General features: G+C 63.9%; 14 protein-coding genes. 8 read left to right on the forward strand and 6 right to left on the reverse strand.

Annotated features, from left to right (window positions below; all coding sequences use genetic code 11):
* Positions 1 to 9 precede the first annotated feature (9 nt).
* Positions 10 to 441 carry a VOC family protein gene (locus FIU28_RS06485; RefSeq protein WP_143572180.1) on the reverse strand — a complete coding sequence of 144 codons (432 nt, stop codon included), beginning with the start codon at positions 439 to 441 and terminating at the stop codon, positions 10 to 12.
* A gap of 273 nt (positions 442 to 714) precedes the next feature.
* Between FIU28_RS06485 and FIU28_RS06490 the strand changes: the two genes are divergently transcribed.
* The 5 genes from FIU28_RS06490 (at position 715) to pgm (ending at position 6698) form a co-directional block, all read left to right on the forward strand.
* Positions 715 to 1686: a tripartite tricarboxylate transporter substrate binding protein gene (locus FIU28_RS06490; RefSeq protein WP_143572181.1), complete on the forward strand. Its 972-nt coding sequence runs from the start codon at positions 715 to 717 to the stop codon at positions 1684 to 1686.
* A gap of 193 nt (positions 1687 to 1879) precedes the next feature.
* Positions 1880 to 2365 carry a tripartite tricarboxylate transporter TctB family protein gene (locus FIU28_RS06495; RefSeq protein ID WP_143572182.1) on the forward strand — a complete coding sequence of 162 codons (486 nt, stop codon included), beginning with the start codon at positions 1880 to 1882 and terminating at the stop codon, positions 2363 to 2365.
* 12 nt (positions 2366 to 2377) lie between these two features.
* Positions 2378 to 3886 carry a tripartite tricarboxylate transporter permease gene (locus FIU28_RS06500; RefSeq protein WP_143572183.1) on the forward strand — a complete coding sequence of 503 codons (1509 nt, stop codon included), beginning with the start codon at positions 2378 to 2380 and terminating at the stop codon, positions 3884 to 3886.
* Between the two features lie 120 nt (positions 3887 to 4006).
* A complete protein-coding gene (locus FIU28_RS06505) occupies positions 4007 to 4741 on the forward strand; it encodes a Crp/Fnr family transcriptional regulator (RefSeq protein ID WP_143572184.1) in 735 nt (244 codons plus the stop codon).
* Between the two features lie 301 nt (positions 4742 to 5042).
* On the forward strand, positions 5043 to 6698 hold the full coding sequence (gene pgm / locus FIU28_RS06510) for a phosphoglucomutase (alpha-D-glucose-1,6-bisphosphate-dependent) (protein ID WP_143572185.1): 1656 nt from the start codon (positions 5043 to 5045) through the stop codon (positions 6696 to 6698).
* A 211-nt stretch (positions 6699 to 6909) separates the two neighbouring features.
* On the opposite strand, the gene FIU28_RS06515 is transcribed toward pgm, so the two are convergent.
* From FIU28_RS06515 to FIU28_RS06535, 5 genes are read right to left on the reverse strand one after another with little or no spacing between them, the layout of a single operon-like run.
* Positions 6910 to 7677: an ABC transporter permease gene (locus tag FIU28_RS06515; protein ID WP_143572186.1), complete on the reverse strand. Its 768-nt coding sequence runs from the start codon at positions 7675 to 7677 to the stop codon at positions 6910 to 6912.
* Complete coding sequence (locus tag FIU28_RS06520) at positions 7674 to 8438, reverse strand: ABC transporter permease (protein ID WP_143572187.1); 765 nt, start codon at positions 8436 to 8438, stop codon at positions 7674 to 7676. The genes FIU28_RS06515 and FIU28_RS06520 overlap by 4 nt, the downstream gene beginning before the upstream one ends.
* The gene (locus FIU28_RS06525) at positions 8435 to 9247 is read right to left on the reverse strand and encodes an ABC transporter ATP-binding protein (protein WP_143572188.1); all 813 of its coding nucleotides are present in this window, start codon (positions 9245 to 9247) and stop codon (positions 8435 to 8437) included. The genes FIU28_RS06520 and FIU28_RS06525 overlap by 4 nt, the downstream gene beginning before the upstream one ends.
* 4 nt (positions 9248 to 9251) lie before the next feature.
* On the reverse strand, positions 9252 to 9947 hold the full coding sequence (locus FIU28_RS06530; protein WP_143572189.1) for a GntR family transcriptional regulator: 696 nt from the start codon (positions 9945 to 9947) through the stop codon (positions 9252 to 9254).
* A gap of 7 nt (positions 9948 to 9954) precedes the next feature.
* Positions 9955 to 10878: an ABC transporter substrate-binding protein gene (locus FIU28_RS06535; RefSeq protein WP_143572190.1), complete on the reverse strand. Its 924-nt coding sequence runs from the start codon at positions 10876 to 10878 to the stop codon at positions 9955 to 9957.
* A gap of 101 nt (positions 10879 to 10979) precedes the next feature.
* On the opposite strand from FIU28_RS06535, the gene FIU28_RS06540 reads away from it, so the two are divergent.
* From FIU28_RS06540 to FIU28_RS06550, 3 genes are all read left to right on the forward strand, one after another.
* Positions 10980 to 11966, forward strand: a complete 987-nt coding sequence (locus FIU28_RS06540; RefSeq protein ID WP_143572191.1) for a fumarylacetoacetate hydrolase family protein — start codon at positions 10980 to 10982, stop codon at positions 11964 to 11966.
* Positions 11967 to 12176: 210 nt separating this feature from the next.
* The gene (locus tag FIU28_RS06545; RefSeq protein ID WP_143572192.1) at positions 12177 to 12950 is read left to right on the forward strand and encodes a cyclase family protein; all 774 of its coding nucleotides are present in this window, start codon (positions 12177 to 12179) and stop codon (positions 12948 to 12950) included.
* Positions 12951 to 12989: 39 nt separating this feature from the next.
* Positions 12990 to 14087 carry an amidohydrolase family protein gene (locus FIU28_RS06550; RefSeq protein ID WP_168202868.1) on the forward strand — a complete coding sequence of 366 codons (1098 nt, stop codon included), beginning with the start codon at positions 12990 to 12992 and terminating at the stop codon, positions 14085 to 14087.
* Positions 14088 to 14130: the final 43 nt, after the last annotated feature.

Below are 14130 nucleotides of genomic sequence, written 5' to 3' on the forward strand. Positions count from 1 at the left end.
CTCCTCCAATCAGGCGTCGGCTGCGGCGGGCTGTGACTTCGCCGCGGCTTCGAGGTCCATCCACGCCACTTCCCAGATATGACCGTCGGGATCCTCGAAGCTGCGGCCATACATGAAGCCGTAATCCTGCGTCGGGCAGGGATCGCCCGCGCCACCGGCTCTGGTAGCCTTGTTGACGAGCGCATCGACCGCGTCGCGGCTGTCGGCGGACAGGCACAGCATCACCTCGCAGGCGCTCTTGGCATCGACGATCTTCTTTGACGTGAACTGGCTGAATTTCTCATGCGTCAGCAGCATCGCGAAGATGGTGTCGGAAAACACCATGCAGGACGCTGTGTCGTCGCAGAACATGTCGTTCTTCGTCGCACCGATCGATTGGTAGAAAGCCGTGGCGCGGCGCAGGTCGGTGACCGGCAGGTTGATGAAGACCATCTGGGGCATTGGCGTCTCCTCTTGGAGTGTCCCTCCTAGGACGGCCGGAGGTGCCGTGATCCGACACCGGCGCTGGAATATTTTTACACGCTGAATGTTTGTCGACGAGGTGATGCGCTCGCGGACCTAATGTCGCATGAGACGTCCGATGCATTGTGCAACTGCGCAAAATAGTCGTTGATCTCGCGGCTTCAGGATCGCAGACTAAACGCAGGCCCGGACTTGATCCGCGGGACGAGATCGAATGATCCGATCCCGATGGCCGCACAGGGAGGATTTTTGATGTTGCTGCGAAATCGCTTCGCCGTTGCTGTGTTCGCCGCCACCGCGCTGTTCGGCGCCGCCGCAGGCGCGCAGGACTATCCGACCAAGCCGATCACCCTGATCGTGCCATGGCCGGCGGGCGGCTCCACCGACATCTCGATGCGCGCGATTGCCGATGCGGCCTCCAAGCATCTCGGCCAGCCGATCGCCGTGGACAACAAGGGCGGCGGCGGCGGTACGGTCGGCCCTGCAACGATGGCGGCGGCGTCGAAGCCCGACGGCTACACCATCTCGCAGATCCCGATCACCGTGTTCCGCCTGCCGCTGATGCAGGAGGTGTCGTGGAATCCCGACAAGGATTTCAGCTACATCATTCATCTCACCGGCTACACTTTCGGCGTCACCACCCATGCGGATTCGCAGTTCAAGACCTGGAAGGACGTCGTCGATTTCGCCAAGGCCAATCCCGGCAAGGTGACCTATGCGACGCCCGGCGCCGGCACCTCGCTGCATGTCGGCATGGAACAGATCGCCGGTCTGGCCGGCATCAAGCTGACCCAGGTGCCCTTCAAGGGCGGCGCGGAGACCAATGCCGCGGTGCTCGGCCAGCATACCATGCTGCAGGCTGACTCCACCGGCTGGCGGCCGCTGGTCGATGCCGGCAAGCTGCGTCTGTTGATGGTGTGGACCGAGAAGCGCTCGCCGAATTTCCCGGACGTGCCGACGTTGAAGGAAATCGGCTATCCGATGGTCTATGACTCGCCGTTCGGCATCGCCGGACCCAAGGGCATGGATCCGAAGATTGTGGCGAAGCTGCACGATGCCTTCAAGAAAGCGATCGAGGACCCCGCGGTGATCGCCACGCTGGCGAAATACGACATGGTGCCGAACTACAAGAACACCGAGGACTACAAGAAGTTCGTCGCGGAAGTAACGGCCTCCGAGCGCAAGGTGATCGAGACGATCGGGCTCGGCAAGAAGGCGAATTGATCTACAGCGGCCTTTCCGCTGTCGTCCCCGCGAAAGCGGGGACCCATAGCCTCCGTCCTATCAAGTCGAACGCAGGCGCTTGCTACCTTGCTTGAGCTGATACGACGGAGTGTATGGGTCCCCGCTTTCGCGGGGACTACGCGGAGGGGGTGGCGCGCAAGAGCCAAACAGTAGCCTGATGGAATACGTCGATATGACTGATAAAACCCGCCCGCCGTTCCGCCTCAACAATTCCGAATTCTGGACCGGGCTGATCGGCCTCGCACTCGGCCTCTTCGTGATCCGCTCCGGGCTGAAGCTGAAGCTCGGCAGTATCAACGATCCCGGCTCCGGCTATGTGCTGTTCTACACCGGCATCCTGATGTGCCTGTTTTCGATCTCGATCACCATCGCGGCGGTCACCGAGGGCGGGCCGACCTTCGGTTCGCGCTGGGAGGGCACGCGCTGGTCGCGGCCGGTCGTGATCATCGCCAGCCTGGTCGCCTATGCCATCGCGCTCGACCAGCTAGGCTTCCTGATCTCGACCATTCCGCTGATGCTCGTATTGCTGCGCGCGATTGATCCGGTGCGATGGACGCTGGCGGTGCCGCTCGCGGTGCTGGCGCCGGTCGGCGTGTGGTGGGTGCTGAAGCATGCGCTTCTGATCCAGTTGCCCTCGGGCATCTTTGAAATCGGCTGACCGGAATTCAATATGGAAGTCATCTCCAATGTCATGCAGGGCTTCGGCGTTGCCCTGCTGCCGATCAACATCCTGTACTGCTTCCTCGGTGTCTTCATCGGCACGCTGGTCGGCGTGCTGCCCGGCATCGGGCCGATCTCGGCGATGTCGCTATTGCTGCCGATCACGCTGTCGGGCACGCCGGAATCCGGCATCATCATGATGGCCGGCATCTATTACGGCTCGATGTATGGCGGCTCCACCACCTCGATCCTGGTCAATATTCCCGGCGAGGCGGCGTCGGTCGTCACCTGCCTCGACGGCCATCAGATGGCTCGGCAGGGCAGGGCCGGCCCCGCGCTCGGTATCTCGGCGCTGGGCTCGTTCATCGCCGGCACCTTCTCGCTGGTCGCCCTGATGCTGGTCGCGCCGAAACTGGCCTCCGTGGCGATCGCGTTCGGCCCCGCCGAATATGCCAGCCTGATGGTGCTGGGCCTGGTCGTGCTTACCTTTCTCACGCAGGGCTCGATGGCCAAGGCGCTGTTGATGGCCTGCATCGGCATCGTGCTCGGTCTGGTCGGCCTCGACGGCATCACCGCGCAGCCGCGGCTGACCTTTGGCCGCCTAGAACTGATCGATGGCATCGGCCTCGTGCCGGTGGTGATGGGCCTGTTCGGCCTCGCCGAAGTTCTCATCAACACCGAGCAGGCGCTCAAGCGCGACATCATCAATGCGAAGATCAACCACCTTCTTCCCAGCAAGGAGGACTGGAAGGCCAGCGCCGGGCCGATCGGGCGCGGCACGCTGCTGGGGTTCTTCCTCGGCATCCTGCCGGGCGGCGGCGCGGTGGTGGCGTCGTTCGCCTCCTATGCGCTGGAGAAGAAGCTGTCGAAGACCCCCGAACGGTTCGGTCGCGGAGCCATCGAGGGCGTGGCAGGCCCGGAAGCCGCCAACAACGCCGCCGCCGGCGGCGCCTTCATTCCGCTGATGACGCTGGGCATTCCGCCGAACGTGGTGATGGCGCTGCTGCTCGGCGCCTTCGTGATCCACGGCCTTCAGCCCGGGCCGCTCCTGATCTCGCAGAACCCCGGTCTGTTCTGGGGCATCGTCGCCAGCATGTATATCGGTAACGCCATGCTGCTGGTGCTCAATCTGCCGCTGATCGGCATGTGGGTGCAGCTCTTGAAGCTGCCCTACAACGTGCTGTTCCCGATGATCATCCTGTTCACCATCATCGGCGTCTATTGCAGCAGCAACAACGTGTTCGACGTCTACGTCATGATCGGCTTCGGCGTGATCGGCTACTTCCTGCGCAAGTTCGGCTATGAACCGGCGCCTTTGGTGCTGGCCTTCGTGCTTGGACCCTTGCTGGAGAACAATCTGCGCAAGTCGCTGATCCTGTCGCAGGGCGACCTGATGACCTTCGTCGAGCGCCCGATCTCGGCAGTCTGCCTGGCGATCGCCCTGGTGCTGCTGGTCGGCCCGTTGCTCCCGTCGTTCCGCAGGAAGCGCGAACTGGTGGCGCTGGACGAGGGCGCCTGAGCCTCACTCGGTAAGCGATTGTTCGTGGACAATTGTCGCGACGTTGATGTGGATCAACACCGCCATCCTTGATCCACATCAAGTGTCGAGCTGACAAGGTTGAACCGAACTGGATATCCGATGACTTGTGTCGAACCGGGCGCCTCATCGCACGATATAAGGCTCGGCCGCGCCAGGAACGCGTGTGAAGAATGCACGATGCGGGCCTTCAGCGTTTGTGGCGTATTGGAGGCACACGAACTTGCGACGCTCGAATGCCTGAGCCAATCCAAGATCTTTCCCGCCAAATCCATGCTGTTCGACCAGAGCGCGGTGGCTTGCAGCGTCTACAACGTGGCCGAAGGCTGTGTGCGGCTGTACAAATCCCTGCCCGACGGTCGCCGTCAGATCGTTGGCTTTGCACTGCCGGGCGATTTCCTCGGTCTCGCGCTGGTCGAGCGATATGGCGTCACGGCGGAAGCCGTCACTAACGTCAAGGTCTGCCGCTTCGCCCGCGGCGCCTTTGTCGATTATCTCGACACCAAGCCGCATCTGCTGCGCCGGCTGCACGAACTCGTCAGCCATGAACTGAGCCTTGCGCATGACCAGATGCTGCTGCTCGGCCGCCGCACCGCGGAAGAGAAAGTGGCGGCCTTCCTGCTCAATCTGCAGACCCGGTACAGCCGGCTCGCCCCTGTTTCGGTCAACGTGCCCCTGCCGATGAGCCGGCAGGATATCGCCGATTACCTCGGGCTGACCATCGAGACCGTGAGCCGCACGCTGACCAAGCTGGCCCGCGCCAAGGCTATCGTCGTGGTGCCGGACGGCATCCGCCTGCTCGCCCCCGAGCGGCTGGACAAGCTCGCGCGGGCGTAGCGCCCGGCGAGCGACGAATTTGATGCAGCTCAAGGTGGTCTCGCCCACCCTGGCCCTAAAATTCTCCATCAACGATGGAGAAGCCAATGCCCCTCGACAGCATGCTTGTTGCCGCCGGCGTCGTCCTGCTGTTCGTAGGCTTTGCCGTGCCGGTCGCCTGGGCCGTGCGGCAGACTGAGAAGCTCGACGACCGTCGCTGAACCTTACGGCGGCTGGCTGATTATTCTCCCGAAACATGCCAAGAAGTCCGGGCTGGCGGCCGTTCGACGCCGGCGGATGGTGGTTCGCGAAGGAGAATAATGTGGCTGCTCATATCGACCCGTTGGCCGGCAAGACGATTGATCCCGCTTGGCTGGTCAATGTGCCGCGCCTCGTCACGGCCTATTTCGCCGGCAAGCCCGATCCGGCGATTCCGGCGCAGCGCGTCGCCTTCGGCACCTCGGGGCACCGCGGCTCGGCCCTCGCCACCTCATTCAACGAGAACCATATCCTCGCCATCAGCCAGGCGATTTGCGACTATCGTCGCAGCGCCGGCATCGACGGCCCGCTGTTCATCGGCATCGACACTCATGCGCTGGCCGAGCCGGCGCTGGTCAGCGCGCTGGAAGTGTTCGCCGCCAATGGCGTCCATGTGATGATCGACCAGCACGACGGCTACACGCCGACGCCGGTGATCAGCCACGCGATCCTCACCTGGAACAAGGGCCGGACCTCGGGTCTCGCGGACGGCGTGGTGGTGACGCCGTCGCACAATCCGCCGGAGGATGGCGGCTTCAAATACAATCCGCCGAACGGCGGTCCGGCCGATACTGACATCACCGGCGCTATGGAGAAGGCCGCCAACGGTTTCCTCGAGAACGATCTCGCCGGCATCAAGCGGATGCCCTATGCACGCGCCCGCAAGTCGGAATTCGTCAAGCCTTACGACTTCATCACGCCTTACGTCGCCGACCTCGGCAACGTCGTCGACATGGAAGCGATCCGCAACGCCGGCGTGAAGATCGGCATCGATCCGCTGGGCGGCGCCGGCGTGGAATACTGGCAGCCGATCATTGATCGCTACAGACTCGATGCCACCATCGTCAGCGACGTCGTCGATCCCACCTTCCGCTTCATGACGCTGGACTGGGACGGCAAGATCCGCATGGACTGCTCCTCGCCCTATGCGATGGCGCGGCTGATCGGGATGCGCGACGAGTTCGACGTCGCCTTCGCCAACGACACCGACGCCGACCGCCACGGCATCGTCACCCGCTCCGGCGGGCTGATGAATCCGAACCACTATCTGGCCGCCGCGATCTCCTATCTGTTCGAACACCGCCCGAACTGGAGCCCGGACGCAGCGGTCGGCAAGACCATCGTTTCCAGCGCGATCATCGACCGCGTCGTGAAGAAGATGGGCCGTCGACTGGTGGAGACGCCGGTCGGCTTCAAATGGTTCGTCGATGGCCTGGGCGACGGCTCGTTCGGCTTCGGCGGCGAGGAGAGCGCGGGCGCATCGTTCCTGCGCCGCGACGGCACGGTATGGACCACCGACAAGGACGGCCTGATCCTCGGCCTGCTCGCGGCGGAAATCACCGCAGTGACCAGGGAGGATCCAAGCCAGCGTTTCGAGAAACTCACGCAGGAGTTCGGCGTGCCGTATTACGAGCGCATCGACGCGCCGGCCTCGGTAGAACAGAAGAGCCTGCTGAAGAAGCTGTCGCCGGCGCAGATCGCCATGACGGAACTGGCCGGAGATGCGGTGACCTCGACGCTGACCGAAGCACCCGGCAACGGCGTGGCGTTCGGTGGCATCAAGGTGTCCACCGACAACGGCTGGTTCGCGGCAAGGCCGTCCGGCACGGAGGATGTCTACAAGATCTACGCGGAAAGTTTCGTCAGCCAGGATCACCTGCGCCAGATCCAGGACGACGCGCAGGGGTCGATCGCGAAAGTGTTTGCTGCCGGCAAGTAAGACGCAGGTCTGAGCAAATAGAACGCGGTTCTTTCCCTCCCCCTTGCGGGGAGGGTTGCTGCGCGAAGCGCGTTCGGGTGGGGTAGCAACAGGCTTCGTCGCCCGTGGCACCCCCACCCCGACCTTCACTCCCGACGATGCTCTCGCATCGTCGTCCGTTCGGTCGACCCTCCCCGCAAGGGGGAGGGGACCACAGACGCCGGCGCTCAACCTAGTGTCCGCTCGTCCGCCACCTCAGCAGCCGCTGCTCGACCATCGACATCGCCAGCGCCGTGACGTAGCCGATCACGCCGAGCAGGATCACGCCGGCGAACAGGTCCGCCGACCGGAACGAGCGCGCCGACAGCAGCACCCAATGGCCGAGCCCGTCGAGGCCGGCGAGAATCTCGCAGACCACCGACAGGATCAGCGCCACCGTGAGGCTGAGCCGCATCCCCGAGATGATGTCGGGGCTGGCCGAAGGCAGCGCGATCTTGAAGATCACGGCAAGGCGCGACATGTGCAGCGAGCGCGCTACTTCGTAGAGTCTGGGCTCGACCGCGGCGAAGCCGTGCACGGTGGCCAGCAGCATCGGCCAGATCGCGCCGAATGCGATCACGAACAGCGCCATGCCCTGGGTCAGGCCGAACAGAGCGATCGCCACCGGAATGATCGCCGACACCGGCAGCGGCCGCAGGAATTCCAGCGACGGCGCGACATAGCTGCGCATCGCTTTCGAGGAGCCGATCATCGCGCCGAGCGCGATGCCGACGATGGACGCCAGTAGCCAGCCATAGGCCATGTGCTCCAGCGTGCCGATCGTCTTCGCCAGCAGGTCGCCGGAGGTGAAGCCGCGCACCAGCGAGGCCCAGGCGCGATCGGGGCTTGGCAGAAACACTGGCGACACGAGCTTGAGATCGGCCACCAGTTGCCACAGCGCCACGAAGCCCGCGGCGACCAGAAAGCTGGCGGCGCGCCACATCAGCACGGTGGCGTTCATCGCAGTTCTCCGGCGAGGGCCGCCGGCCCGAATAGATGTTTCTGCGCGAGCATCAGGCCGGTGTTCAGCGCGTAGCCGATCAGCCCGATCCACAGCAAATAGGCCAGCATCAGGTCCGGCCGCAACGCCTGCTGCGCGGTCATGATGCCGGCGCCGAGCCCGATCGGATTGATCGCGATCTCCACCGTGACGGCGACGATCAGCGCGATGCCGGCGGCGAGACGAAACGCGAGGAAGATCCGCGGCAGTGCCGCCGGGATGATGATCTTGCGCACCCGGTCGCCCGGCGACAGCTTCAGCGCGCGCGACACCTCGATCAGCCGCGGCTCGATGCTGCGCACCGCGGCGCGCGACAGGATCAGGATCGGCCATACGCAGGCAAAGGCGACGATCACGATCTCCATGCGGTAGCCGAAGCCAAGCGCGATTAGCGCGATCGGCAGCAACGCAATCGAGGGGATCGGCCGCAGCGATTCGATCGTCACTTCCATCAGGCGGTCGAACGGCTTGAAGATGCCGAGCGCGATGCCAAGCGCCAGGCCCACGGCACCGCCGATCAGGAGGCCCGCAAAGGCCGAGGCCAGCGTGTCGCGCGTGGCACCCAGGATCGAGCCGTCGGCAAAGGCCTCTACCAAAGCCGCGGCCACCGCTGAGGGCGGCGCCAGCGCGTCGCTCTGGATGTGGCTCGCGCGTGCCCAGACCTCCAGCCCGACGAGCAGCGCGACGGGCAGCGCCGCGGCCTTCCAGCGTTCCCTGTTCATGCTTCCGACGCCTTGATGAAGTCGAACAATTCGCGGCGCAGCCGCAGGAATTCCGGCTGCTCGCGCGTGGTGAGCTGGTCGCGCGGGCGGGGCAGGTCGATATTGAGTTCGATTCCGATGCGGCCGGGATGCGGCAACAGGCCGATGACGCGGTCGCCGAGGTAGATCGCTTCTTCGAGGTCATGCGTGACGAAGATCACGGTGGCGCCGCTGGCGGCGACCAGTTCGAGCACCTCGTCCTGCAACCCCTGCCGGGTCATCGCATCGAGCGCGCCGAACGGCTCGTCCATCAACAGCGCCTTCGGCTCCTGCGCCAGACAGCGCGCGATCTGCAATCGCTGCTGCATGCCGCCGGACATCTCTGCCGGATATTTGTCGGCGTGGTTCGGCAGCCCGACCTTCTTCAGCAGTTCGTCGATCCGCGCCGGGCGCTGCGCGGCCGGCATGCCGATCGTCTCCAGCGCCAGCGAGACGTTGCCGGCGGCGGTGCGCCACGGCAGCAGCGCCTTGCCATAGTCCTGGAACACGATTGCGACGTCGCGCCGCGGCGCGCGCATGGCGACGCCGTCGAACACCACGTCGCCGGAGGTCGGCTGATACAGGCCGGCGGCGAGCCGCAGCGCCGTGGTCTTGCCGCAGCCCGACGCCCCGATGATGCAGAGGAACTCGCCCTGCTTCACGTCGAGGCTGACGTCCTCGATGATGGTCTTGCCACCGAGATCGAGCGTGACATGCGAGAACGCGATCTGCGCTTTCGCGGGCGCGACGGCAGCGGTCTTGGCGAGCGGGCGCGCTGTGGCGGATTTCATTATGTTAGTCTCCCTGACCGGGCGGATAGACATAGGCCAGCGTCGAATGCAGATGCGATTCGAGCGCGGCCTGAGATGCGCCGATGTCGCGCGCGAGAATGCGATCGGCGAGCAATTGATGCGCCTCGACGAATTGCGCGCCGGAGTCGAAGCCGCGCATCATCACGCGGCGGTAGCGATAGGCCTGGTCGTACAGGTCGGAATGCGCCGACAACAGCCGCCTCGAGCCGCAGGCCGACAGCAGCGCGGTGTGGAATCCCTTGTGCAGCCGGTCGAAATCCGGCGCGCCTTCGCGAAAGGCGTCGCCAATCCGCTCGATATGGCGGCGCATCTGGTGCAGCGCGCCCAAGATGCCCGCCTCCCAGGCATCGTTGCCGTTCTGGATCGCCAGCCGCAGCGCCTCCATCTCGACCACGGTACGCATCCGCGTGATATCGGCGAGATCCTCGCGGCTGATGTCGGCGACGCGAAAACCGCGCTGGCCGATGCCGACGATCAGCCCGCGCGACATCAGCCGAGACAGGCCCTCGCGCAGCGGCGTGGCGCCGATATCATAGCGTTGCACCAGATCGACGATGCCGAGACGCGCGCCGGGCGCAAGACGCCCGGCAATGATGTCGTGCTGCAGCAGCGTGGCGGCGCGTTCGCTCAGCGTGTCCGAGCCGGACGCGTCCACGTCGCTGCGAGTTGCGTCCGCCATCCCGGTCCTACTTCAGCATGACTTTGTTGAGGTCGACCTTGCTCTGCAGCATCTTCTGCGAGGCCATGATGTCGATCCACCAGGCCAGTTGATCGGCTTTCAGCACCGGCTCGGACTTGTTGGGCGCCGACGCCTTCACCAGTTCAATCGTCTGTTTGGTGAACTTGGCGATCGAAGCTGCCGATTTCTCCCGGTCGTTGTTGACGATCGGCGCCGCTTCCGCGATCGCCGCACGGAATTTTCGGATGACTTCCGGGTTTTTCTCGGCCCAGTCGCGCGACGCGGCATAGAAGATGATCGGCTCGGTGCGATTCAGTTCGGCGGCGTAGCGCGCGCCGATCGTGCCCAGCCCGGCATTGGTCATGCGGGTGATGAACGGCTCGGCCGCCAGCACCACGTCGACGCCGCCGGACTTGATGATGTCGGCCATGGTCGGGAAGGTGACCTCGACGAAGTTCACGCTCTTCGGATCGACGCCCTTTTCCACCAGCCACTTGACGAACAGCACGTGGAGGAAGGCGCCGAGGCCGGGCGCGCCGACCTTCTTGCCGACGAAGTCCTTCGGCTCCTTGATGGTGATGCCGTTGCGCACGAAGGCGGTGATATTGGCGTTGGAATTCGGGTTCATCACGGTGGCGCCGGCCACCGCGACGAGATCCAGCCCGCCATCGACGGCCTGCAGGAATACGGTCGAGGTCGGCCCGCCGATCTGGATCGAGCCGGACAGGATCGCGGCCGGGATGTTGGAGTTGATGCCGATCAACGTCATTTCGACGTCGAGGCCGTGCTTCTTGAAGATGCCCTCATCGACTGCGACCATTGCCGACGCGCAGTCGGTCGTCGCGGTGCAGCCGATCTGGAGCTTGTTCTGGGCTTGTGCTGCACCTGCGAACAACGATGCCGCCAACGCCAGACCTGCGAGCTTTTTCATTTTTACCTCCCTGAATGCGATTTTTGCAATCGCCTCTTGTTTATCGATATTTTTTTTGATCCTATATTTTATCAAATAACAAAAGCAAGAGGGAGATCACGTTGAAACTCGCGACATATAGCGCAGGCGGCCAGCAGAAGGTCGGGCTGGTCCATTCCAACGACAGCAAACTGTTCGACGTCGCCACAGCCGCCGGCCGCAATGGCGGCAACCCCGCCTTCGCCTCGATGCTGTCGCTGATCGACGCGGGCGAAGGCGCGCTGGATACGGCGCGCGTCCTGTTCGAGAAGCACGGCAACGACGAATCGCTGTCGGTCGCGGTGGCCGGCGCCGATATCCTCGCACCGGTGCCTGAGCCACGACAGTGCCGCGACGGCATGTCGTTTCCGCTGCATATCTTGCAGGCGCCGCGCGGCCAGCAGAAACTGGCGGCCCGCGCCAAGAACGACATGGAAGAGCTGGCGCGAATCGAGGCCGAACCGCTCGGCGAATTGCCGGAAGTGTATCGCCGCCAGCCGATCTACTACATCACCAACCGCTTTTCGGTGCGCGGCACCAACACCACCGTCAAGTGGCCGCGTTACAGCCAGGTGATGGATTACGAGCTCGAATTCGGCATCATCACCAAGAACAAGGGCGCCAACATCACGGCCGCCAAGGCGAAGGATCACATCTTCGGCTACACCATCTTCAACGATTTTTCGGCGCGCGACGCGCAGCGGCTGGAAATGGAAGGAAGGCTCGGCCCCGCCAAGGGCAAGAGCTTCGATGGCGGCAACGTGATGGGCCCGTGGATCGTCACGCCCGACGAGATCGGCGATCCCTACAAGCTCAAAATGGAATGCCGCGTCAACGGCAAGGTGCGCTCCTCCGGCGTCACCGAAGGCATGCTGTTTCCGTTCGAGGAACTGATCGCGCACATCTCGCAGGACGAGACCCTGATGCCCGGCGAATTCATCGGCTCCGGTACCGTCGGAAATGGCTGCGGCCTCGAGCTTGGCTGGTATCTCGAGCACAATGACGAGATCGAACTCGAAGTCGAGAAGATCGGCGTGCTCAAGAACAAGGTGGTTCGGCAGGACGTCTAACACAGACTCGTCTGGTCTAATCGCCACAAACTGTCATTCCGGGGCGCGGGCGGCGCCAGCCGACTGCGAACCTCAGCCACTCCAATTGGAGTGGCGGGGAATCCCGAAGTGAGGCACACGTCGAGGTTCCGGGTTCGGTCCCGTCGCCTTCGGCACCAGCTCCGCCCCGGAACGACAACCTGAATCATAGAAACATTTGAGGAAACCCCCATGGCCCGCCGCCTCATCGATATTTCCGTGCCCTTGCAGAACGACGTGCCCGCCGATCCGCCGGGCAACCATCCGACCATCCAGTACATCGATCACCAGCAGGGCCTGCCGCGCATGCTGCAGTTCTTCGACGGGCTGAAGAAGGAAGACCTGCCGGACGGCGAGGGCTGGGCGGTCGAGCAGATCAGCCTGTCCACGCATAACGGCACGCATCTCGACGCGCCGTATCATTTCCATCCGACCATGAACCGTGGCGAACGCTCCTGGACAATCGACGAGGTGCCGCTGGAATGGTGCCTGCAGCCCGGCGTCAAGCTCGACTTCCGGCATTTCCCCGACGGCTATGTCGCCACCGCGGCCGACGTCGAGGCCGAGCTGAAGCGCATCGGCCATACGCTGAGCCCGCTGGAGATCGTGGTGGTGAACACCTCGGCCGGCGTGAAATACGGCCAGCAGGACTACGTCACCTCCGGCTGCGGCATGGGCTACGAGGCGACGATGTATCTGCTGGAGCGCGGCGTGCGCCTCACCGGCATCGATGGCTGGAGCTGGGACGCGCCGTTCGTCTACACAGCGAAGAAATATGCCGAGACCCACGACGCCAGTCTGATCTGGGAAGGCCACAAGGCCGGCCGCCACATCGGCTACTGCCACATCGAGAAGCTGCACAATCTGGAAGAGTTGCCTTCCACCGGCTTTACGGTGTCGTGCTTCCCGGTGAAGATCGAGAAGGCGTCGGCAGGATGGACGAGGGCCGTAGCCATCATCGACTGAACTACGACCAGAATGAAAAGACTACCAAGGGAGATGACGATGAAGGCTGGCGCAAAAGGGCTTGGCGCGTGCGCGTGTCATAGCGGCTTCAAGGTATTCTCATGCACCACGCCGAGCCGGCGTGGCTTCATGCTCGGGCTGGCTGGCGCGGCGGCACTGGCGACGACCGGGGTCGCCAGGCGCGCTCAGGCAGCGGCCGATGGCGCGTCGTTTCGCATCGACGTTCATCACCATCTCTCACCGCCGACCTACATCACCGCGTCGAATGCGGCGAAGTTCGGCGATCCGCTGATGAAGAACTGGACGCCGGCGAAGTCCATCGAGGACATGGACAAGGCCGGCGTTGCCGTCTCCATGCTCTCCGTGACGACGCCGGCGCTCAATCCGATCCCGCAGGCGCAAGCCCGCACGCTTGCGCGCGAATCCAACGAATACGCGGCCAAGCTGATGGCGGATCATCCCGGCCGGTTCGGCAGCTTCGCCATGGTGCCACTTCTGGACACCGAGGGTGCGCTGCGGGAGATCGCCTATGCGCTGGATGTCCTGAAGGCCGACGGCATCGGCCTGATGACGAGCTACGGTGACAAGTGGCTCGGCGATCCCTCGTTCATCCCGGTGATGGAAGAGTTCAATCGCCGCAAGGCCGTCGTCTACACCCATCCCACGGCGGCGAACTGCTGTGTGAACCTGGTGCCGACGCAACAGCCGGTGATGATCGAGTTCGGCACCGACACCACGCGGACCATCGCGGACATTCTGTTCAGCGGCAACGCGCGGCGCTTCCCCGATATCAAATGGATCTTTTCTCATGCGGGCGGTACCATGCCGTTCCTGATCGAACGCTTCGTGCGCAACCCGATGCTGGACCCGAAGGCAAAGGACACCGTGCCCGACGGGACACTGGCCGAGCTGAAGCGCTTCTATTACGACACCGCGCAGGTCTCCAATAAGGGATCGCTGTCGGCCCTGGCGGCGATCATCCCGGCATCGCAGATCCTGTTCGGGACAGACTTTCCATACCGCAAGAGCCTCGATCACGTCGAAGGTCTGCGGCAGGCGGGCGTGTTTTCCGACGAACAGATCGCGGCGATCGAGCGCGGCAATGCGCTGAAGTTGTTCCCGCGTCTGACTGGCTGAGCGAACGAGGGCTGGGCAGATGTTCGCCGGATCTCACTGCTCG

Origin of the sequence: Tardiphaga sp. vice154 (assembly GCF_007018645.1) — a bacterium.
Classification (GTDB): domain Bacteria; phylum Pseudomonadota; class Alphaproteobacteria; order Rhizobiales; family Xanthobacteraceae; genus Tardiphaga.